The sequence below is a fragment of the Glaciibacter kafniensis genome (assembly GCF_039538945.1).
Lineage (GTDB): Bacteria > Actinomycetota > Actinomycetes > Actinomycetales > Microbacteriaceae > Cryobacterium > Cryobacterium kafniensis.
This window is the reverse complement of sequence record NZ_BAABCN010000018.1, coordinates 62,985-83,153: the sequence shown is the minus strand read 5'-3', so window position 1 is coordinate 83,153 and position 20,169 is coordinate 62,985. Positions and strand designations below refer to the sequence as shown.

Genomic DNA, 20,169 nt, shown 5'->3' with positions numbered 1-20,169 from the left:
GCCCTACCGGTGCAGGAAGCGGGCATCGGACTATGTCAACGCCGCTCCTCCATCTTCTAGTGCGCCGCCGACGGGACTTTACCCGGTCAAAAACCAGGTCGATGTTCATCGTGGATCATGCCGACGCTAGCTGATTTGGTGGCGTTGCGCACCACACGCCTCCTCACAGTAGCCGTGGAAAATCTTGCCCCAGGGCGTTTCGAAGTCGTTCGGTACCCCCACTTGGGAGGAAATTGTGGCGAATCTGCCACCTTGAGGTTCTTCGCTGCGCCGTCGATCACCCGCTTCCCTGAAAAAGAAATTCAAAAACTTTTCAGAACTGGCGTAACCGTTCGGCGCATCCTGCGTCTCTTAGATGAAGGGCAACGCAAGCTGGCCCACAACACACGAGAGGGAGATCACAATGGGACGTCGCATTCGTACTGAAGAGGAAATGATGCGGGCATTCAGCGGACTGCGAGACGCAATCTCTGAAGAGATCATCGACAAGCTTCCTCCCGTGCTGAACATTCGCGACCTGCAGGCCGTGGCCGGAACCAGCGCCAGCTACCTGCGGAGCTCGCTGACGGCCGGCCGTTTGAGCGGAACCCAGGTTGGCAGCCAGTGGGAACTTCCCCGCGATGCGAACCGCACCTTCCTCAAGCGCCGCATCCTCAAGATGATGAACGAGAAGGCGAAGCCCGCTGAGCTGCGTACTGCGCCGGCGCCCGATCCCGTGTGCTTCGCCTGCGGTCACCACAAGCTCGAGGCCTGAGCGCGCATAGAGCGCGCGTCGAGCACGCTCGCGTCGAGCACGCTCGCGTCACGCTGGCGTGTGCACATCCCGCCCCGGCAGAATGGGAGCATGACAGCGTCATCACTCCCCCAGAGCCCGCACATCGCACCGGGCAGCGTCTCTGCGAGCCGTACCGGCCCGCGCACCTATCTCGGGCGCACTGAGCGCGGAGACACGGTTCTCATCGGGCCAGCGGATGTCCCCGGCCACATCACGCCAGGGGAACTGCTCAAGTTGGCCCTGGCCGGCTGTGCCGGCATGAGCTCCGACCGCGTTCTGGCACGTCGTCTCGGCGACGACTACGAGACGACGATCTGGGCTCACGGCCAGTCAGATGTGAAAGAAGAACGCTACTTCGCGATCGACGAAGAGATTCTGCTCGACCTTGACGGGTTGAACGACGACGAGTTGGCCAAGCTGCTCGCCGTTGTGCGGGCATCCATTGATCGCAGCTGCACGGTGGCTCGCAGTGTGAAAGACAGCATTGCGCTGACGAAGACGGTGAATGGGATCGCGCTGTAACCGCGCGCAGGTGCAGGGCGCCCGCGGAGGCTCCCCGTCAACGACGAGCATTCGACCCTCGCTGCGGTTGTGAACCCGCGTGGCGGCATCCGTTGTCGGTGCGATTGCCATGACGAGGGTCGATTACCGCAGCGCCCACTGAACTCAGTGGGCGCTGCGGTTTTCGACCCTCGCAGCGCCATCGACGAACCTGTGCAGAGGCACTCATTCATTTCTGAGACGGGTCGGCAGGCATTCCTGTCGGTACCGGCGCTCCCCCGCCCCCCATTCGGTGGTCATTTCCGGGGGTGTCCGAGACTTCCAGAAGAATTTTCCCGTACCCGCGTACAAATTTCGCCCATCCGACGTCTCCTCTGTGACGGACAGCGAATCCACGCCTGTCCCGGCACAGAGGAGAACGACATGGGGCGGCGCTTGAGGGCGGACGAAGCACGGATGCGGGCATTTGCCGCGCTGCAGGATGCCATCGCTGAGGATCTCATCGACAGCCTTCCGCCTGTGCTCACCATTCGTGAGATTCAGGCTGTCACCGGCACCAGCGCCAGCTATCTGCGCAGCTCGATCACCGCCGGCCGCTTGAACGGCCGACTGGTCGACGAGCGCTGGGAGCTCTCCCGCGACGACAACCGCAGCTACATCAAGAATCGGGTGCGCAAGCGGATGAACCGCAGGGCCGAGCAACTGCAGCGGATGTCCGCGGCGTACTAGGAATTCCCGGGCCCGAAGGGCCCGATTTCGATCTGTCGCGTGTGTATGGCCGTGTATCCGAGTCAGAGGGCGGCTCGCGTGATTTCGAGAATCTCGACCAACGGACTATCTGCCCGGCGCATCCGTCGGAACCAGGTTCGCTTGGGCGCCGCACGTGTCATTTTTCGAAGTCGCCTGCACACGAGCCCTTGAGTTTTCAAAGGTTGTGCAGGCGAGTGTGAACACTGGTTTTTCGTACTCCTCTGCACAACATCTCAACGTCCTCGATCAGAAGCGGTGGTCCACGCTGGAAGAACTACGCCTCACGCTTCGTGAGGCCACCCCGATAATCAGCCGGCGGCGGATGTCGACGCCTCGACCGCCCTTACTGCGACCGATGCGACGCTGGCCAATTGCTCAGCGCTTGCTCCTGCTCGATCCATGACGGCGAGGGCTTGATTCGTACTCACGACGAAGAGGGCCAACTCGGCAGCATCCGGAGTGAAGGCATCCAGCGCCGCTTGCACGCGCTGACGCTGATGCTCGAGGAGCGCGCTCACGCGGTCGCGGTTCCCGTCATCGAGCGTCGGTGCGGCCATCGCCGACAGGGCGATCAGGCAACCTCCCGGAAGCCTGGGGTCGGCGATGCGCGCCAACACGACATCGAAGAACGCCTGGATGGCAAGGGCGGGAGTGGGGCGGCCACTCAATGCTGCTTCGTACTGGCGGCCATAGGTGTCCGCGTAACGGTCGAGTGACCGACGGAACAGCTCGGCCTTGCCCCCGAACGTGCCGTAGAGCGAACCCTTGCCAAGACCCGTCGCAGAGACGATGTGCTCAAGGGAGGTCTCCGCATACCCGCGCTGCCAAAACAGAGTCATCACCTGATCGAGCGCCCTATCGACGTCGAACTGCTTCCGTCCTGCCATCACGACCTCCTGGATCCGAGTCTACCCAAGTTTGACCAATCAGTTCAACTATGTTGGACTGACTGGACCAACATGGATATTGGATCGAGGAAGGACACATGCATGACGAGTGGTCCACTCCGGGCGCAACGACGTCACGAGGCGGCGCGACGGTCGAGCCTCGGGTTTTGGCTGGTCGCCGTCACCTACGCGATCGTGATGATGGGCGGGACGCTACCGATCCCGCTCTACCGGTTCTGGTCAGAGACGATGCACTTCGCGGCGTTCGAAACGACAGCAATCTTCGCGGTCTATGCCTTTGGCGTGCTCGTGTCACTCCTTGTCTTTGCGTCGTTGTCTGATCAGCTCGGGCGCAGGCCTGTGCTCATTGGCGCCCTCGTCGTCCTCGGTATTAGCACCGCACTGTTCCTGGTAGCGAGCACGCTCACGGGACTTCTCATCACACGTTTCGTGTTTGGCCTTGCCGCCGGCGTGGTGACGGCTACCGCCAATGCCGCCCTGGCCGAGCTAGCCCGGCCCGATCGGTCGCAGGTCGCCCCTGCGATGTCAACGGTGGCGAACATGGGTGGCCTGGGGCTTGGAAGCGTCGCAGCAGGCGTCGTGGCCCGGTTCTGCGACGATCCCACTCACATGGTCTTCTGGTGGTACCTCATCGCTCTCGGAATCGCCGTCGTAGCTGTCCTCGTGGTACCAGAGACGGTGACCCGGCAGGCAGGGTTCCGGCTCCGGCTCGACCTGCGCCGGCCGTCGCTCCCGGGAGCCGATCGGCGGACGTTCCTCGGGATGCTCGGCCTGGTCTTCGCCGCTTTTGCCGTCAACGGCGTCTTCTCCTCGCTCGTGCCCGCGTTCGTGCGAGATCAACTGCACATCCACGACTCACTCGCATCGTCGGCGCTGGTCAGCGTCGTCTTCTTCGCAGCGCTCCTCGCCCAGGTCGCACCGCGACCGCAATGGTTATCCGGACCACTCGCAGGGCCGACCATTCTCATCGTCGGAGCCTTTATCTTCGAAGCAGGTCTGCTGGCTGGCTCATTGCTCGGGTTTGTTCTCGGCACGGCGGTCGCCGGCGCCGGTGTCGGTCTCGTGTTCAGCCGAGGAATTGGCGCCACGCAGCGCCTTGCAGACCCCGATCGCCGTGCCGATTTCGTCGCGACGTACTTCCTCGCGGCGTACATCGGCTCGACGATTCCCACCCTCGGGCTCGGCGTCCTCAATGAGACCCTCGGCACCGCGCCGTCAACCCTCATCCTGTTCGGCGTGATCGTGGTCGTCACCATCGTCAGCACCGCCCTTGTCGCACACCATCCCTCCCGCACCGACCCCGCCACGCACCCCGATCCGAAAGGTCATCATCATGACTCACTCCACCGTCATCAGCGGCCCGGGCAGCGTCACCGCCGTCCCACACCTCCCGGCTGGCTTCACTGACGATTTCACCAGCTCGCTGGTCGACACTGGACGAGTCCGGTTGCACGTCGTCAGCGGCGGCACCGGCCCGGCACTTCTCCTTCTCGCCGGGTGGCCGCAGACCTGGTACGCGTGGCGGCACGTCATGCCCGCCCTTGCCGAGCATTTCACCGTCGTTGCTGCCGAACCGCGCGGTGTCGGACTTTCCGACAAACCAGACGACGGCTATGACACCGGCAGCCTCGCCCGCGACATGGTGGGACTCATGGCGGCCCTCGGCCACACCCGATTTACCATGGTCGGACACGACATCGGCATGTGGACCGCCTACGCCATCGCGGCCGACCACCCCAACGTCCTTGAACGGATTATCGTCGCCGAAGCCGCAATCCCAGGGCTCACCCCCTCCGCCCCGATCTTCAGCAACGACCTCGTCAACTCCAAGCTCTGGAACTTCGGCTTCAACAGGCTCCCAGCACTCAACGAGACGCTGGTTCGTGGACACGAGTACGAGTTTTTCTCCGAACAGTTCCGCACCAAAGCAGGCACCCCGGACGCGCTGCCCGAACACGCGATCCGCGAATACGTCAACGCCATCACCCGCGACCCCGAAGGGCTCCACACCAGCTTCGAGTTCTACCGCGCTCTCGCAACCACCATGGAACAAAACATCGAACGGCAACTCTCACCCATCACCCTCCCCGTCCTGGCCATAGGCGGAGCCCTCGGGCTCGGCGAAGGTGTCGGAACCACGATGCGACTCGCCGGCACCGACGTCACGACCCTCCTCATCGATGGCGCCGGCCACTACCCAGCCGAAGAAAACCCCGAAGCGATGATCGAAGCGATCTTGACCTTCCAGTAGAAACGTCCGCCGCCGAACGGAGAAGTTAGTCACTGTCGGTCACCCTCACTTGGAGCCCGCCACCAACCAGCAACATAACGCCGCCACTGAACGCCAACAGAGCAGACAAGACCCCTCGTCAGGAATCACCGAACCGGTTGTGCAGGCGAGTAAGGAAATTTGTGCAGACGACTTCGGAAATCGACAGCACGCAAGGGAGGAGATTCTGCAACATGCCGTGTGAAACGGGCCGTTTCACGCCGTGTGTCGCAGGATCTCCTCCTTTGCGTCGCTGACCGATCTGACCGGCGAGGTCGGCAGACACCGCGAGGGTACAAAAAAGGGGCCGCACCCGAAGGTGCGGCCCCTTTTTGTGAAGAGTTACTACTTGATGATCTTCGTAACGGTTCCGGCGCCGACGGTGCGGCCACCTTCACGAATAGCGAAGCCGAGTCCATCTTCCATGGCGATCGGCTGGATCAGCGCGACGGTCATGTCGGTGGTGTCGCCAGGCATAACCATCTCGGTGCCCTCGGGCAGCGTGATGACGCCGGTGACGTCGGTGGTGCGGAAGTAGAACTGCGGACGGTAGTTCGCGTAGAACGGGTTGTGACGACCGCCCTCTTCCTTTGACAGGATGTACGCGGTGCCCTCGAAGTCGGTGTGCGGCGTAACCGAACCCGGCTTGACGATAACCTGACCGCGCTCAACGTCTTCGCGCTTGGTGCCACGAAGCAGCAGACCACAGTTCTCGCCGGCCCAAGCCTCGTCGAGCTGCTTGTGGAACATCTCGATACCAGTGACCGTGGTCTTGACGGTCGGGCGGATGCCGACGATCTCAACCTCGGAGTTGATCTTGAGGGTTCCACGCTCGGCGCGGCCGGTGACAACAGTTCCACGACCGGTGATCGTGAAGACGTCCTCAACGGGCATCAGGAAGGGCTTGTCCTTGTCGCGGACGGGCTCCGGGATGAAGTCATCAACGGCCTGCATGAGGTCGAGGATGCTCTGGGTCCACTTGGGGTCGCCCTCAAGTGCCTTGAGGCCGGAGACCTGAACGACGGGAGCGTTGTCGCCGTCGAAGCCCTGGCTGGAGAGGAGTTCGCGAACCTCGAGCTCAACGAGCTCCAGGATCTCGTCGTCGTCAACCATGTCGGACTTGTTCAGTGCGACGAGCAGGGACGGCACGCCGACCTGCTTCGCGAGCAGAACGTGCTCACGGGTCTGAGCCATCGGGCCGTCAGTAGCGGCAACCACGAGGATCGCGCCGTCCATCTGAGCAGCACCGGTGATCATGTTCTTGATGTAGTCAGCGTGGCCCGGGGCGTCAACGTGAGCGTAGTGACGCTTCGGGGTCTCGTACTCAACGTGCGAGATGTTGATCGTGATACCGCGCTGGCGCTCTTCGGGAGCGGAGTCGATCGACGCGAAGTCGCGCTGAACGTTGGTTGCGGACGGGTACGTGTCGGCAAGGACCTTGGAGATCGCTGCAGTCAGCGTGGTCTTTCCGTGGTCAACGTGACCGATTGTTCCGATGTTTACGTGCGGCTTGGTCCGCTCGAACTTGGCCTTGGCCACTGTGGGTCCTCCTCAGGACTCGGATGATCCACCGCTCGCTGTGAGGCGAGCGGCGGATCCGCTGGATTTGTACTTATGTTACTCGGGCCGGACGGCCTAAGCGATTTGGGCTCTGGAGCCCGAAGGGTTATTCGCCCTTGTTCTTCTGGATGATCTCGTCGGCAACAGCCTTCGGGACCTCCGCGTAGCTCTCGAAGGTCATCGAGTACACGGCACGACCAGAGGTCTTCGACCTCAGGTCACCGATGTATCCGAACATCTCCGACAGCGGAACGTGGGCGCGAATTACCTTCACACCGCTTGCGTCCTCCATGTCCTGGATCTGGCCACGGCGCGAGTTCAGGTCGCCGATAACGTCGCCCATGTATTCCATGGGGGTACGCACCTCAACGGCCATCAACGGCTCGAGCAGAACCGGGTGTGCTTTCCTGACGGCTTCCTTGAAACCCATCGATCCAGCAATTTTGAACGCCATTTCCGAAGAGTCAACGTCGTGGGCAGCGCCATCGAGCAAGAGTGCCCGAACGCCGACCATGGGGTAACCCGCCAGAACGCCGACGTGCAGCGCATCCTGGATACCAGCATCGACCGAGGGGATGTACTCCCGCGGGATACGGCCACCAGAAACCTTGTTTACGAACTCGTAGCTCTTGTCCGGGGTGATCTCGAGGGGCTCGATCGCAATCTGAATCTTTGCGAACTGACCCGATCCACCGGTCTGCTTCTTGTGCGTGTAGTCGTGACGCTCGACGGCCTTCTTGATCGTCTCGCGGTACGCAACCTGGGGCTTGCCCACGTTTGCTTCGACGTTGAATTCACGCTTCATGCGGTCGACCAGGATGTCGAGGTGAAGTTCACCCATTCCCTTGATGACCGTCTGACCAGTTTCCTGGTTCTGCTCGGTACGGAAAGTGGGGTCTTCTTCAGCAAGCTTCTGAATAGCAAGGCCCAGCTTTTCCTGGTCCTGCTTCGTCTTCGGCTCGATCGCGACCTCGATGACGGGCTCAGGGAACGTCATCGACTCAAGAACAACCTGCTGGGCCGGGTCGCACAGGGTGTCACCCGTGGTCGTGTCCTTCAGGCCGATAACCGCGTAGATGTGACCTGCGGTCACGAAATCCACGGGGTTTTCCTTGTTGGCGTGCATCTGGAAGATCTTGCCGATGCGCTCCTTCTTGCCCTTGGTCGAGTTGATGACCTGGGCACCGCTGTCGAGGCGACCGGAGTACACGCGCACGTAGGTCAGACGACCGAAGAACGGGTGAACGGCAACCTTGAACGCGAGAGCGGCGAACGGCTCGTCGGCCTTCGGGTGCAGCATGACGATCTTCTCTTCGTCGCGAGCGTCGTGCGCCTCAATGGCGGGAACGTCAAGCGGCGTCGGAAGGTAGTCGACGACTGCATCGAGCATCGGCTGAACGCCGCGGTTCTTGAAGGCTGAACCACAGAGAACCGGGTAGATCTCGCTGTTGACCGTGAGCTTGCGAATTGCAGCCTTGATCTCAGCAACGGTGAGCTCTTCGCCACCGAAGTACTTCTCCATGAGCTCGTCAGAGGTCTCGGCGACGGTCTCGAGAAGCAGCTTGCGGTACTCAGCAGCCTTCTCAACCAGGTCGGCGGGGATCTCTTCGATGGCGTACTTGGAGCCCATCTCGACGTCACCCTTGGAGTCTCCACGCCAGGTCAGTGCACGCATCTCGACGAGGTCAACGACCCCTTCGAAGCCCGACTCGAAGCCGATCGGCAGCTGGATGACCAGCGGCTTGGCGCCGAGGCGGTTGATGATGGTGTCGACGGTGTAGTAGAAGTCGGCGCCCAGCTTGTCCATCTTGTTGACGAAGCAAATGCGGGGAACGTCGTACTTGTCGGCCTGACGCCAGACGGTCTCGGACTGGGGCTCAACGCCCTCCTTGCCGTCGAACACGGCAACAGCACCGTCGAGAACGCGGAGCGAACGCTCCACCTCAACGGTGAAGTCAACGTGGCCGGGGGTGTCAATGATGTTGATCTGGTTAGCGCCCCAGAAACAGGTGGTCGCAGCAGACGTGATGGTAATTCCACGTTCCTGCTCCTGTGCCATCCAGTCCATCGTGGAGGCGCCGTCGTGCGTCTCACCGATCTTGTGGTTTACACCCGTGTAGAACAGGATGCGCTCAGTAGTGGTGGTCTTGCCGGCATCAATGTGGGCCATGATGCCGATGTTGCGGACCTTGCTCAGGTCGGTGAGCACGTCAAGTGCCACGGGTGTCCTCCGGAAAGTTTGTGTTGGCGGGGGTCGAACAGACTCAAGGAGCGTAACCGGCGAAAGCTGAGCTTTCGCCGGTTACGCTCCAGGCTTACTACCAGCGGTAGTGAGCGAAAGCCTTGTTCGCTTCGGCCATCTTGTGCGTGTCTTCGCGACGCTTCACTGCGGCACCGAGGCCGTTGGATGCGTCGAGGATCTCGTTGGTGAGACGCTCGGTCATGGTCTTCTCGCGACGCGCCTTGGCGTAGCTGGTCAACCAACGAAGCGCCAGGGTGTTGGCGCGGTGCGGCTTGACTTCAACCGGCACCTGGTAGGTGGAACCACCGACGCGGCGCGAACGCACCTCGAGAGTGGGGCGCACGTTGTCGAGTGCCTTCTTCAGCGTGACAACAGCATCCGCACCGTTCTTGGTGGAAACGCCTTCGAGTGCGTCGTAAACGATGCGCTCTGCAAGACCCTTCTTGCCATCGAGGAGGATCTTGTTGACGAGCTGGCTGACGATGGGAGCACCGTATACCGGGTCAGCGACAACGGGACGCTTGGGAGCTGGGCCTTTACGAGGCATTACTTCTTCTCCATCTTCGCGCCGTAGCGGCTGCGAGCCTGCTTGCGGTTCTTGACGGCCTGGGTGTCCAGTGCGCCGCGAACGATCTTGTAACGCACACCGGGGAGGTCCTTTACACGACCACCGCGGACGAGCACCATCGAGTGCTCCTGCAGGTTGTGTCCCTCACCGGGGATGTAGGCGGTGACCTCGGTACCGTTCGACAGCTTGACGCGGGCGACCTTGCGGAGGGCCGAGTTCGGCTTCTTCGGGGTGGTGGTGTACACGCGAGTGCACACGCCGCGCTGCTGCGGGTTGGCCTTCAGGGCGGGAGCCTTGGTCTTGGTGACCTTGGGGCTGCGGCCCTTCCTGACCAACTGCTGAATGGTTGGCACTAATAACTCCTTGTTTTTGCTGCACGGTGACAGCTCATTGATGGTTAGCATTCGAGCGATCCGGCCAGCTTGTTGCCAGGCTGTCGGGCTGCTCGAGTTCATCTGGACCCTTCAGCGATCGCAGAATGAATCCTGCGATTTTTTGGAGGGTATGCCGTGGGGGCTGCTCGGAGAGCAAACCCTGCATATGTGAGTGTCGGAGCGTTTTAGCCGCCCGTGCGAAATCTCGCCCGGGCATGCGTCACGCGCACGACAAAGCGCACACCGGAAAATACTAACCTGGCGGGGGGCTCGGGTCAAGGCAGAACCAGGCGTTGCGGCGCGTTCCCATCGATTGGTCAGGATGGCGGGAGGTCGTTGGTCGCCAGGCCGCCCGCGATCGGGTCGAGACCTCGCGAGTCGATGTTCGAACGCAACCCGAGTTCAAGGACTGGCTCGCGAGATCTCGAGACGCGGCCTCCTTCGTCGGCTGCTCCTCGATCAACGAATCTGACCATTTCGGTGGTCGAGGAGGCCGCCCGCGGCCGTCTCGAGACCTCGTGAGTCGATTTTCGAAGTCAACCCGAGTTCAAGGATTGGCTCGCAAGATCTCGAGACGCGTGCTCGCAAGCTCACGGGCTCCTCGACCAACGAGTTCAGTGCGGCCAGAGCGGCGAGTCGAGCGCCTTGTCGAGGTCGGCGAGCAGCGCCTGCACCTGCGGTTCGATGAACTCGGCGACCCCGGCCAGGATGCGCTCCTGCTCGGCCTCCAGCTCGGCGCAGATTTTTCGCCCTACGCGGGTGGAGTAGTTGTTGGCCCGCTCCAGTTCGGCGCGCACAGCATCGTCTGCGTCGTACAGCGCGTTGATTTCGGCCCGGGTGAGAACGCGGTCGGGGGCGGGGGCATCCGTTTCAAAACTTGCCGCGGACCACAGGGCGTCGTCAGCCGCTGCTTTCTCTTTCTCTTGCTTCTCGGCCAGCTCCTCCGCGGCGGCAAGCTCACCGAAGGTAAACAGGTAGGGCGCGCCGTCGACCGGGGCCGGGTCAAGGTCGAGGCCTTCGTACTCGGGGTCGAGGCCCTCCTCGGGCCGGAAGGGTTTCTGGGCCTTGCGCTCTTCGTTCTGCTTGATGTCGCGGAGAACCAGCGGGAGGTTGCGTTCGATGAAACCGTCGACCAGCTCCTCGATCAGCAACATCATCCGCATGTTAAGGGCGTGCTGCACGGCGTGCGGCACATCGCGGGCGAGGCCGGCGGACACCACGATCAACGAGCCGAAGCAGCGACGGCAGAGGCGGGAGCGACCGGGGTGGGTTCCGGGGGTCCAACGGGGCAGCCAACGCAGCCAAGCGTCAACCTCTTGGCTGACGCGCGACTCGATGGACCGTCCCATGGGTCCAGGGTAGTCGCTCAGGCGGGGTTGAGGCCGAGAATTGGGTGGCAGGTGCGGCGACATGCGGATGCTGCGGGCGGCAGGTATCGGGCAGCGCCTCCGAAGAGGCCGGCCACGGCCGCCGCAGAGCTCGGGACGTGTGTCGTCAGAAACCGCACATGTCATCAGATGCCGCACGATTTGAACGGTGCCTGGTGACCGAACGCGAATCCTTGCGGTTTCTGCGGCGGCAACTATGCGTGACAGGCAGTGGCCAATGCCCGCAAACAGGTAATGCCAGCGAACGGGCAATGCCAGCAAACAGGTAATGCCAGCAATGAATAGCGTGGGCTACTCGCCGCGCCGCTCCCACGGCCAGAGCGGGCGGCCGTGCTCGCCGACGCGAGCGGCGAGAATCCAGGAGTAGGCGAGCGTTACGATCAGGGCCAGGATGCCGGTGGCCCACGCGAACGGACTCGGCAGTTGGGCTGCGGCGAAGATGAGCAGCTGCACGAGCTCGCCGGTGCCGATCGCGTAGAGCGTCGCTCCCACCAGGATGAAGATCAGGTAGGCGCCGAGCCCGGTCAGAAACGCCCAGCCGACGGCGACCCGCTCGCGGGCGGCGGGGGTGCCGACCCCGAGGATCAGGAGCATGACGAAGACCAGGATGACGGCGGCGCCGGCCATGCTCGGACCGACCAGGGGCCCGGCATCCGTTTCGGGGATGACCTCTTGGTTGGTCGCCAGACTGATCAGACCGAGGGCCGCGACGACAAGCGCCAGGTAGAGCACCGCAGCGAACAGGGCGACGATTGTCGCGTATTTCTGATAGTCGCGCATTGGTGCCCTGCTCCCTCGGGGCGGCCCAGTTGTCTAGAAGGGGCTGGTGAGCTGGGGTCCCTCGTCGATGAGGCGATCGTACTCCTGGCGGGCCTCGATGTTGCGAGCGGTCACCTTGCGACCGCGGGCGGCGATCCAGGCGCCGAACCAGATCGGAACCTCGCGGGCAATGACCGCGGCGGCGATTGCTCCCGGGTTCAGCCACTGGGTGCCGATGAAGTGCGCGGCCTCGGTGGGGGTCATCGTCCAGGCCTGCACGGTGAGCAGCGCTCCGCCGATGTAGGAGAAGTAGACGATGACGGCGATGAGGAAGCTGAACAGCACATAGGCCCACCAGCCGCCCCGGTTCACGATGGCGATCAGGAGGGCGAATGCGATGAAGAAGAAGATCACCGGGATGAAGAAGACCGGGCGCACCACGAAATCGGAGAACGTGGTGACTGCCTGCTCGATCGTGACGCTGGTCAGACCCGAGATCACGAAAGCCGCGATGGCGAACAGCACCGCATAGGCGACCGTGGCAATCAGGGCGATCAGGATGCCGCCGGCCCGGTTGCCTGCCGGGCTGGGCGGGGTCGGGGCCTGCACGTAGATCGGGGTTGCGGCTGATGGTGCGGCATAGGCGGCGGCGGGAGCTGCGGTGGCCGCCGTGGCCGCCGTGGGAGCGCCCGGAACGTAGGCGGTGGGTGCATCGGATGCGGACAGAGTGGCGGCGCCGGCTGCGACACCGCCGACGACGGCTGCCGGAATATAGGTTTCGCGCTTCACACTGTCGGCGGCGACCGGCTCGGGCAGGTTGGCATCGGTGACTGCTGGGGCCGGGGTGGTAGCGGATGCCGCGGCGAACTCCGGTGCGGTTGCTGCGTCGCTGGCGGCGAGCGACTCGTGAGCCGACTCAACGACTTCAGTGGGTGCGCCAGCAGTGCCGGCCGCCGCAGGCTCGACGAGCGGGGCGGGTGCGGCGAATGGCTCGGATGCCCCGGCTGCCTCCGACGGCTCGGACTCAAATGTCGATGCGGCCGGTGCTACTGGTGCTTCGGGGCTCTCGAACGCAGCGGCGACGAGGGCAGACGTGTCATACGCCTTCGTTTCGTTCGCGGAGGAGTAGGCGGAGTCAGTGGATTCGGCGGAGTCTTCACGGGGTGAGGCGGCAGCGGGAGCGATCGGGTGCTCCTCGGTGGCGTACTCAACAGCGAAGGTCTCGACGGCGGCATCCTCGGCAGCAGGGCTCTCGGGTGCAGAGTGCTCAGGTGCAGAGTGCTCAGCGGCGCTCTCGGCAGCAGCGTTCTCGGCAGCGAGGTTCTCGGTGGCGAGGTTCTCGGTGGCGGTCTCTGGTGCAGTCGCCGTGGCATCCGCCTCGGGGGGCGTGACGCCGTCGGTGGGTTTGCTGTCGCTCATGCTGCACTCCTTGTGGCCTGGGCCGTGACTGATCAGTGCAACATTACCAACGGCCGTACCCGGATTGGGGGACATCGCCTGGCAAGTGGCGCGGGATGTCGCGACCCGAATTTGTGGCGGACATCTGTTGCCATTCCGTTCGTCGAGGAGCGAGCGCCAGCGCGTGTCTCTGAGGCCGATGGCCAGTGTGATTCCAGCTGGGACTTGACTGCGGGCCGAATGACCATTGACGTGCACCACCATGCCGCGCAGAGTCCCCATGGCTGAAGAACCCGTGTCCGAACTTCAGACGCAACCCGGGTTCAGAGATTGGCTCGCCCGTCTCAACAATCTCGACCAACTGTGGGTGGGTTTTCTCGAGATTCGTCGGGCGCTCCTCGATCAACGAAACGATCAGCCGGCAGCCGGGGCAGCGTCGGCCGAGACGAGGGAGTAGATCAGACCGGAGACCGTGGCCGTGACCTCACCGGGGGCATCCGTGACCGCCGCAGTCTTCAGTCCGGTCACCATGACGAGGCGCGCTCCGGATTGCAGACCGCTCACGAAATTCAGCACGTTGGCGTAGCTTCCCGACACGTCGATACTCACCGCGAGTGATGCAAAGTTCGAGGAGGTGATCTGGGCGTTAGTCACCGGCGGAACACCGGCGGCAATCGGGGCCGGCGCAGGAGCCGCTGCGGCCGGCTCAGCGGCTGCAGCCGAATCGGCGGCAGTCGCATCGGTAGCTGCCGCATCGGCCGGCACCACAGCGTCCGGAGCCTCTACCGGCACGTATGCCAGCGGGTCGTCCATGGTGAGGCCGAGCAGGGTGACCCCCTGCGCAATCGCCAACGCGTCGACCTGACTGACGAATGCGGGCGCCTCGGTGCCTGTCGGAACAGATGCCGACAACGGGGCCAGCTCCGCTTTGAGCGCGTCAATACTTTCGAAGTCTTTCTTGAGCTTGGCCAGAGCGGTTGCCTGCACCACATTCGTCTGTTCAACGGCGAGGCGGTCCACCGTGGCCTGGGCCGCAGCCGACAGCTGGGGCTGGATGCCGAGCACCCACCCGAGCGCGAGCACCGCGACGATGCCGAGCACTGACGCGATAATCCACAATCTGTTCTTGTCCATGATTACTTACCCTCAGTCTCGAAGCGCTTGGCGAACGCGGCATCGTTGACGTGCATCGTGATGTCTACCGTGTAGGTTCCGGTCGCGGCATCCAGGCCGACCGAGCCCGGCAGCGCATCGGCATAGCCGGGCAACGTCTTCAGTGCGGTGAGCCAGGTTGGCACGTCAGGAAGCACCGCGCTCTTCGCGGTGAACTTGACGGTGGCTACGCGAGGGCCCTGCAACGGAGCGGTCGGTTGCACGAAGAGGGCAATGGGTGAAGCAGAGTCGACCTCGACCGTGTCAATCACGACGCTCGCCGGAAGAATTGCCTGCACTGCCTCAAGGTAGGTCTTCCAGTTGATCTCGGTTGAGACGCCCACCTGCTGGGCAGCCTGCACGAGAGAAACCTCCTGCTGCACCGTTCGCACCTCGACGTACTGATTCTGCTCTTGCAGCAACTGGGTGGTGCGCGTCTGCTCATCGGAGAGGGCGACCTGCGCCTGCAGCGAGAGCGCCGTTGCTCCACCGGTGGCGGCAATGACAAGAACCAGCGCGCCGGCAACACTGAGCCCGAGGCGACGGCGCACAACTCGCGCTTTGCGCTCCTCGCGCACCTCGGGAGGAAGCAGGTCGACACGGGGCTCGCCGCCGACGATCAGGATGTCGGCTTTCGTTGTGCGGCTCATGCTGCGCTCCCCAATGCCAGGCCGAGCGCAACAGTGAGCGACGGGGCATTTCTTCGGAGGTGATCGGCATCAATCGATCGTGCGACGGCGACGGTGGCGAACGGGTCTCCTGCGCTCACCTTCACTCTGGTCATCTCAGCGAGTGCGGCGGGCAGGCCGGGAAGCATCGCTCCACCCCCGCTGAGCACGATCTGGCTGACCGATTCGCCCGGACGGGTGTTGCTGAAATAGTTGATCGTGTTTCGCAGGCTCGAGAGCTGCTCGCTGGACACCTGGTAGATGATCTCGACGGCCTTCTTCTCCTCTTGGGTGGCCACTTGGGTGGCGAGACCGAGGGAGCGCTTGATGCGTTCTGCTTGAACAGCATCCGTTTCAAGCCCGTTGCGGAGTGCCTGGGTGAGGTCGTCTCCGCCGGTGGGGATGATGCGCACGAACTGCGGCACTCCGTCTTTGGCGATGACCACGCTGGAGTTGTGCGCGCCGATATCGAGCAGCGCAACGACGCCCGACATGCGCGGCCGGGTGATGAGCACCCGGCTGAGGGCGAAGGGAATCAGGTCGACGTCAACCGTGGTGAGACCGGCCATCTGGACGGCCTTCACATTGCCGAGCACCGCCTCTTTGACTGCGGCGATGAGCAGCCCGCTCACGGTCGGCCCATGCTCTCCGATGCCTTCTGAAATCGGGTAGAAGTCGAGCAGCGCGTCGGCCACCGACACCGGAAGCATGTCCTGAACTTCGAACGGTAACGACTCACGGATGCGGGTCAGCGACATTTTCGGCACGGTGAGGTCGCGGGCCAGCACGCGCTGGTTACCCATGCCGAGCACGACATCTTTGCTCTTGAAACCGCCTTGCGACCAGAGTTCTCTGAGGGCACCGGCCACGGTGTTCGGCTCCATGACCTCGCCCCGACTGACGGCGCCCTCTGGCAGAGCCACCTCGCGGTAGCGCACCACCGTGGGCTTTGCCTTGGCCGGGTCAACCACTTCGACCGCGCGCAGGGCGAGGCTACCGATGTCTATGCCTACGACACTCGTTGCCATGTTTTACTCCTCTTTATTACAGAACTGAAACAGCTAGAGGTTCAGGAGCGACAGGTAGCCGCTCCACACCGCGTTGCCGAAAAAGATGCCGACCCAGGCGCCCAGCAGCATCCAGGGACCGAATGGGATACCGCTCTTTCGATTGGCGCGTTTGGCGATGACCAGCGCGATGGCGAAGATACCGCCGAGCAGAAAGGCCGAGAAGGCTCCGACGACGAGTTCGCCCCAGCCCAGATAGCCGAGGTAGAGCCCGAGCACACCGGCGAGCTTGACGTCGCCGTAGCCCATGCCGCCCGGGTAGGCCAGCGCCATGATCAGGTAGGCGACCCACAGAATTGCCAGCCCCAGGCATCCGCGCAGCAGCGATTCGAAGTCGCCGTTCAGGATGCTTGCCCCGCCCAGCAGCACGCCGGCAACCACATAGCTCGGCAGAACAATGACGTTGGGCAGTCGGTGCACATCGAGGTCGATGAGCGCGAGCGCAATGCTCACCGCGGTCAGGTAGAGGAACGCCACGAGGATGAGGAGGGAGGCGACGAAATCGCCGGTCGAGCCGCCTCCGTTGGTTGAGCCTGTCGAAACCAAGCCGACCAGATCGACTCCGCTGGTCGAAATCCACCACACTACGATGGCCACAAACATCAGCCCGGTGCCCGCTTCGACCAGCGGGTATCGGGTGGAGATCGGCGCACGGCAGGCACGGCATTTGCCCCGCAGAGCCACCCACGACAGCACGGGGATGTTGTCGTAGGCCTTGATCTGGTTGCCGCACGCCGGGCAGGCGCTCGGCGGCGACACGATCGAGAGGCCGTTCGGCACCCGGTAGACCACCACGTTCAAGAACGAGCCGATCAGCAGGCCGAAAACGGCGGGGAGCACCAGTAACGCGATCACGGGGCGACCTCGCGGTATCCGCCAAATGTCGCGTCAACGTAGGTGGGCGGGGCATTCCACTTCTGGGCCAGCGAGCCGTTGCAGTTTGCTACGCGCACTTTTGACCATTTTGAATCGTGCAGACTGCTCATATCAGCAGTGAGACATTTGCCCTCTGAATTGACGAAAAGATAGCTGCTCGAATAATCACCGGTGTTCTCAACGCGGGTCCACTTCTGGCGATCCAACGACGAGTTGCACAAGGTGAAGGTAACATCGACGTCCCCAACGGCCGGTGACGTGAGGCACTTTCGTACAGTGGTGCTGGTTTTGTTGTTGTCGATGTAGATCGGTTGTGGGCCCAGTGTCGTCGATCCTTCGGGGGGCTTTGTGTAGTACCACTTGTGGTTCCACTTGAGGTAGGTACCGAGCGCGGTCGGGTCCTGTTTGCACGGGTAGACGATCATGTATGCAGTGGTATCCTCCTCGGCCGTGACATCGGCGCAGCGCCCGAATTCCTGATAGTTGACGATCTGGTGCGTGTCGTACCCCGCCGCCCCTGCACCGACGGAGAGAGACGGGTTGAAGGTTCCCGTCGGCTGGTAGCTATAGTTCGGAAAGGTTCCGACCGCACAGGACTTTTTGACCTCGAGCCGCTTCGAACTCAAGTTAGAGCCGTCTGCGCTACTAGTCTGGAGGCAGTAAGTACCCGGGCCGTTTGCAATGATTTTCTGCTGCCCGGCCCAGGTGCCGCCGCCGACCCAGCTCCACAGCTGATTCCAGCGAGTGTCGTTCGTCTGGCAGGGCTGAAGCAGCGCTTTCTGTGTGGACTCAGTATCTGCAACCGGTCCTGTGATGCACATGCTCACGGAGCCCACCGCGACAGTGCTCGCCAGCTTGAGCTCATAGTCGGTAGCGTAAATCCACAGCTGGAGTGGGGTGGCCTGACATTGGGCAGCCGGCACGAACTTCATCTCTGACCCCGCGGTCTTTGCAACAGCTTCCATGCAGTAGGAACTGTTCGAGTTGTAGATCATGCCGCCGATGATATTGGCGTTGGTGGTCTTGAACTTGTAGATCGCCGACAGAGCGCGGTTGCCGACTGTCGCATTGGAGTTGCCGGGGATCGCCGCATCTTGCCCGCTCGATTCGACATAGGCATACTTCGGTACAGTCGCGACAGGACAGTCCATCTTGTTGCTCGCGCGCCAGGCAGCATCCCTACTGGTGGGGTCAGCAGTGAAGTACTGCAAGGTCACCAAATAGGAGGCCCCCTTCGTATCCGCCGTGACGTTTCCGGCTGCGCTGCACGGCAGCTCAGCCGGAACGCCGTAGACGTTTCCGGCAGCATCGGGGGCCGCGTCTGCGGAGCGGATGAGGGCAAGCGCGCTCTGCAGACCGGCTTGCGCCGCATAGACGGTGCGTGTGTTCTTTTGGGCCGTGTATGCCGGAACCGCCTGGCTGAGAATAGCGCTGAGGAGCACCAGGGAAAGCCCGGTGGCGAAGATCATGAACATCAGGGCGGTGAGCAGGGCGACTCCGCGGTCGTCGCCGCGCACCAGAAGTCGAGCCTCCAGGTTTGAGCGCCACCTGACATGATTCACGGATTTCACTCCCTATATCCAGACGGCGCGCACACCAAGGCAGGTGATGCCGTTGAGCTGTTGCGCGCGACAAAGGTTGAACTCATCAAGGCGCCCGCATTCAATTTGGCGTTTCCGGAGTGAAGCGTGACTGTGAGCTGCTGCATCGTTACCGCGGAAGTAGCGAGCGTGAGCTTGAACGGATAATTTGCGCCGCCGTCATCGATGACGTTGGTCAACTTGGTGGTGAAGGGAGGCAAGGAGACTCCGACGATGTCTTTCCACGAGCGGGATTCGAGGCGACCGAGTGCCGGATTGAAGCGCCACTGCGTGCACGTTGTGAAGCCACTCGCTGAACTATTACCCGGCGTGCGGAACTCCATATATCGTTTTCCTGTTGGGCTAGTGCCCGGTGTATTGATCGCGTCGGCGTAACGCGCTTGGCGGTCAAATGACCCGAAGACCGTGAGCGAAGCATTCGATGCCTCCGCGGTCAACTGGGCTCGTGTCGCGCTCTGCGCAAGGGTCACGATGGTGGTGAGGACCATCGCGATGAAGATCATGAAGACGCCCATTGCAACGATGAGTTCGATGAGGGTCATGCCGTCATCATCAGCATCACGTGACCGGGTGAATGGCTGCGTCACGGCAGATCTAATCATGGGTGTTCCAGACGAGGTCGTCGTGAGCGTCGACGAGGCTGGACGTTTGGTAGGAGCATCCGCTCGCCGCGCATCCACTGCCCGCAGTCCAGCGCACCACCACGAGGACTCGACTCAGCGGGGTCTTTCCGGCTGGGATGGTGGCAGGAGGGATGGTTTCTCCAGGGGAATTCTTCGTGCAGTCTCCGCCGCCGGGCGTCGAGATGTAGCACGTGCCGATCAGGGTGTAGACCGAGTAGGTCGTGCCGCTGCGGCTGACAGTCTTCAAAATATCAAGGGCCATCGTCGACGTCGACGTCGCGCCGGGATCCCAACCCGGGTAGGTCGTGGCAAGACCACTCACTCCCGTATTGGCGTTCCATGCTGTTAGGACGTCTCCTTGCGTGCGCCCGGTGAGGAGATAGTTCAGCCCCGTCAGCGGTTCCGTCGCGCCCGACCGGGCATTTACCGCTTCCATGGCGTCGCTGGCGATTGTCACAGCGAGTTCCTTGCGCTGTTGAACCGAGGTGCCCTTTTGGCTGGTGATGCTGAGGCCGATCGCCGCCGTAGCGATGATGCCGATCAGGCTGATCGCGACGATCACCTCGATGAGGGTCATACCGGAGTCGTCGGTGCGTGCGCGTTGGCGCAGTCGTTGCACGACGGACTTCACGGGGTCTCCTTGCGGGGGTTGGAGGGTGATGCGGGTGATACGGGTGATACGAGTAATGC

Annotated in this window: 20 protein-coding genes; 5 read left to right on the top strand and 15 right to left on the bottom strand. The window is 62.7% G+C overall.

The window, feature by feature from the left end; translation table 11 throughout:
- Nucleotides 1–403 precede the first annotated feature (403 nt).
- From ABD791_RS20865 to ABD791_RS20855, 3 genes are all read left to right on the top strand, one after another.
- The gene (locus ABD791_RS20865; protein ID WP_345069875.1) at nt 404–754 is read left to right on the top strand and encodes a hypothetical protein; all 351 of its coding nucleotides are present in this window, start codon (nt 404–406) and stop codon (nt 752–754) included.
- A gap of 90 nt (nt 755–844) precedes the next feature.
- On the top strand, nt 845–1,297 hold the full coding sequence (locus tag ABD791_RS20860) for an OsmC family protein (RefSeq protein ID WP_345069874.1): 453 nt from the start codon (nt 845–847) through the stop codon (nt 1,295–1,297).
- A gap of 402 nt (nt 1,298–1,699) precedes the next feature.
- Nucleotides 1,700–2,005: a hypothetical protein gene (locus tag ABD791_RS20855; RefSeq protein ID WP_345069873.1), complete on the top strand. Its 306-nt coding sequence runs from the start codon at nt 1,700–1,702 to the stop codon at nt 2,003–2,005.
- Nucleotides 2,006–2,334: 329 nt separating this feature from the next.
- On the opposite strand, the gene ABD791_RS20850 is transcribed toward ABD791_RS20855, so the two are convergent.
- A complete protein-coding gene (locus ABD791_RS20850; RefSeq protein ID WP_345069872.1) occupies nt 2,335–2,913 on the bottom strand; it encodes a TetR/AcrR family transcriptional regulator in 579 nt (192 codons plus the stop codon).
- A 102-nt stretch (nt 2,914–3,015) separates the two neighbouring features.
- On the opposite strand from ABD791_RS20850, the gene ABD791_RS20845 reads away from it, so the two are divergent.
- Both ABD791_RS20845 and ABD791_RS20840 read left to right on the top strand, forming a co-directional pair.
- A complete protein-coding gene (locus ABD791_RS20845; protein WP_345069870.1) occupies nt 3,016–4,341 on the top strand; it encodes an MFS transporter in 1,326 nt (441 codons plus the stop codon).
- Nucleotides 4,268–5,185 (top strand): alpha/beta fold hydrolase, encoded by a 918-nt coding sequence (locus ABD791_RS20840; RefSeq protein WP_345069869.1) that lies wholly within the window; start codon nt 4,268–4,270, stop codon nt 5,183–5,185. Before ABD791_RS20845 ends, ABD791_RS20840 begins: the two co-directional genes overlap by 74 nt.
- Before the next feature lie 363 nt (nt 5,186–5,548).
- On the opposite strand, the gene tuf is transcribed toward ABD791_RS20840, so the two are convergent.
- From tuf to ABD791_RS20770, 14 genes are all read right to left on the bottom strand, one after another.
- Nucleotides 5,549–6,742, bottom strand: coding sequence for an elongation factor Tu (gene tuf / locus ABD791_RS20835; protein WP_345069867.1), 1,194 nt, complete (start codon nt 6,740–6,742; stop codon nt 5,549–5,551).
- Between the two features lie 127 nt (nt 6,743–6,869).
- Nucleotides 6,870–8,984, bottom strand: coding sequence for an elongation factor G (gene fusA, locus ABD791_RS20830; protein WP_345069865.1), 2,115 nt, complete (start codon nt 8,982–8,984; stop codon nt 6,870–6,872).
- A gap of 97 nt (nt 8,985–9,081) precedes the next feature.
- Nucleotides 9,082–9,552, bottom strand: coding sequence for a 30S ribosomal protein S7 (rpsG, locus tag ABD791_RS20825; RefSeq protein WP_345069864.1), 471 nt, complete (start codon nt 9,550–9,552; stop codon nt 9,082–9,084).
- The gene (rpsL, locus tag ABD791_RS20820) at nt 9,552–9,926 is read right to left on the bottom strand and encodes a 30S ribosomal protein S12 (RefSeq protein WP_055787040.1); all 375 of its coding nucleotides are present in this window, start codon (nt 9,924–9,926) and stop codon (nt 9,552–9,554) included. The genes rpsG and rpsL overlap by 1 nt, the downstream gene beginning before the upstream one ends.
- A gap of 635 nt (nt 9,927–10,561) precedes the next feature.
- A complete protein-coding gene (locus tag ABD791_RS20815) occupies nt 10,562–11,296 on the bottom strand; it encodes a spermidine/putrescine ABC transporter substrate-binding protein (protein WP_345069862.1) in 735 nt (244 codons plus the stop codon).
- 330 nt (nt 11,297–11,626) lie between these two features.
- Nucleotides 11,627–12,115 (bottom strand): DUF6121 family protein, encoded by a 489-nt coding sequence (locus tag ABD791_RS20810; protein WP_345069861.1) that lies wholly within the window; start codon nt 12,113–12,115, stop codon nt 11,627–11,629.
- 33 nt (nt 12,116–12,148) lie between these two features.
- Nucleotides 12,149–13,513: a hypothetical protein gene (locus tag ABD791_RS20805; protein WP_345069858.1), complete on the bottom strand. Its 1,365-nt coding sequence runs from the start codon at nt 13,511–13,513 to the stop codon at nt 12,149–12,151.
- Nucleotides 13,514–13,906: 393 nt separating this feature from the next.
- The gene (locus tag ABD791_RS20800; protein ID WP_345069857.1) at nt 13,907–14,626 is read right to left on the bottom strand and encodes a type IV pilus inner membrane component PilO; all 720 of its coding nucleotides are present in this window, start codon (nt 14,624–14,626) and stop codon (nt 13,907–13,909) included.
- 2 nt (nt 14,627–14,628) lie between these two features.
- Complete coding sequence (locus tag ABD791_RS20795; protein WP_345069856.1) at nt 14,629–15,294, bottom strand: hypothetical protein; 666 nt, start codon at nt 15,292–15,294, stop codon at nt 14,629–14,631.
- Nucleotides 15,291–16,340: a type IV pilus assembly protein PilM gene (gene pilM, locus ABD791_RS20790; protein WP_345069855.1), complete on the bottom strand. Its 1,050-nt coding sequence runs from the start codon at nt 16,338–16,340 to the stop codon at nt 15,291–15,293. The genes ABD791_RS20795 and pilM overlap by 4 nt, the downstream gene beginning before the upstream one ends.
- 33 nt (nt 16,341–16,373) lie before the next feature.
- Entirely contained in the window at nt 16,374–17,234 is an 861-nt protein-coding gene (locus ABD791_RS20785; protein WP_345069854.1) for a prepilin peptidase, read from the bottom strand.
- Nucleotides 17,231–18,817, bottom strand: a complete 1,587-nt coding sequence (locus ABD791_RS20780) for a hypothetical protein (protein ID WP_345069853.1) — start codon at nt 18,815–18,817, stop codon at nt 17,231–17,233. Before ABD791_RS20780 ends, ABD791_RS20785 begins: the two co-directional genes overlap by 4 nt.
- A 5-nt stretch (nt 18,818–18,822) precedes the next feature.
- A complete protein-coding gene (locus ABD791_RS20775) occupies nt 18,823–19,398 on the bottom strand; it encodes a type II secretion system protein (RefSeq protein ID WP_345069852.1) in 576 nt (191 codons plus the stop codon).
- Between the two features lie 52 nt (nt 19,399–19,450).
- The gene (locus ABD791_RS20770) at nt 19,451–20,110 is read right to left on the bottom strand and encodes a prepilin-type N-terminal cleavage/methylation domain-containing protein (RefSeq protein WP_345069851.1); all 660 of its coding nucleotides are present in this window, start codon (nt 20,108–20,110) and stop codon (nt 19,451–19,453) included.
- Nucleotides 20,111–20,169 lie beyond the last annotated feature (59 nt).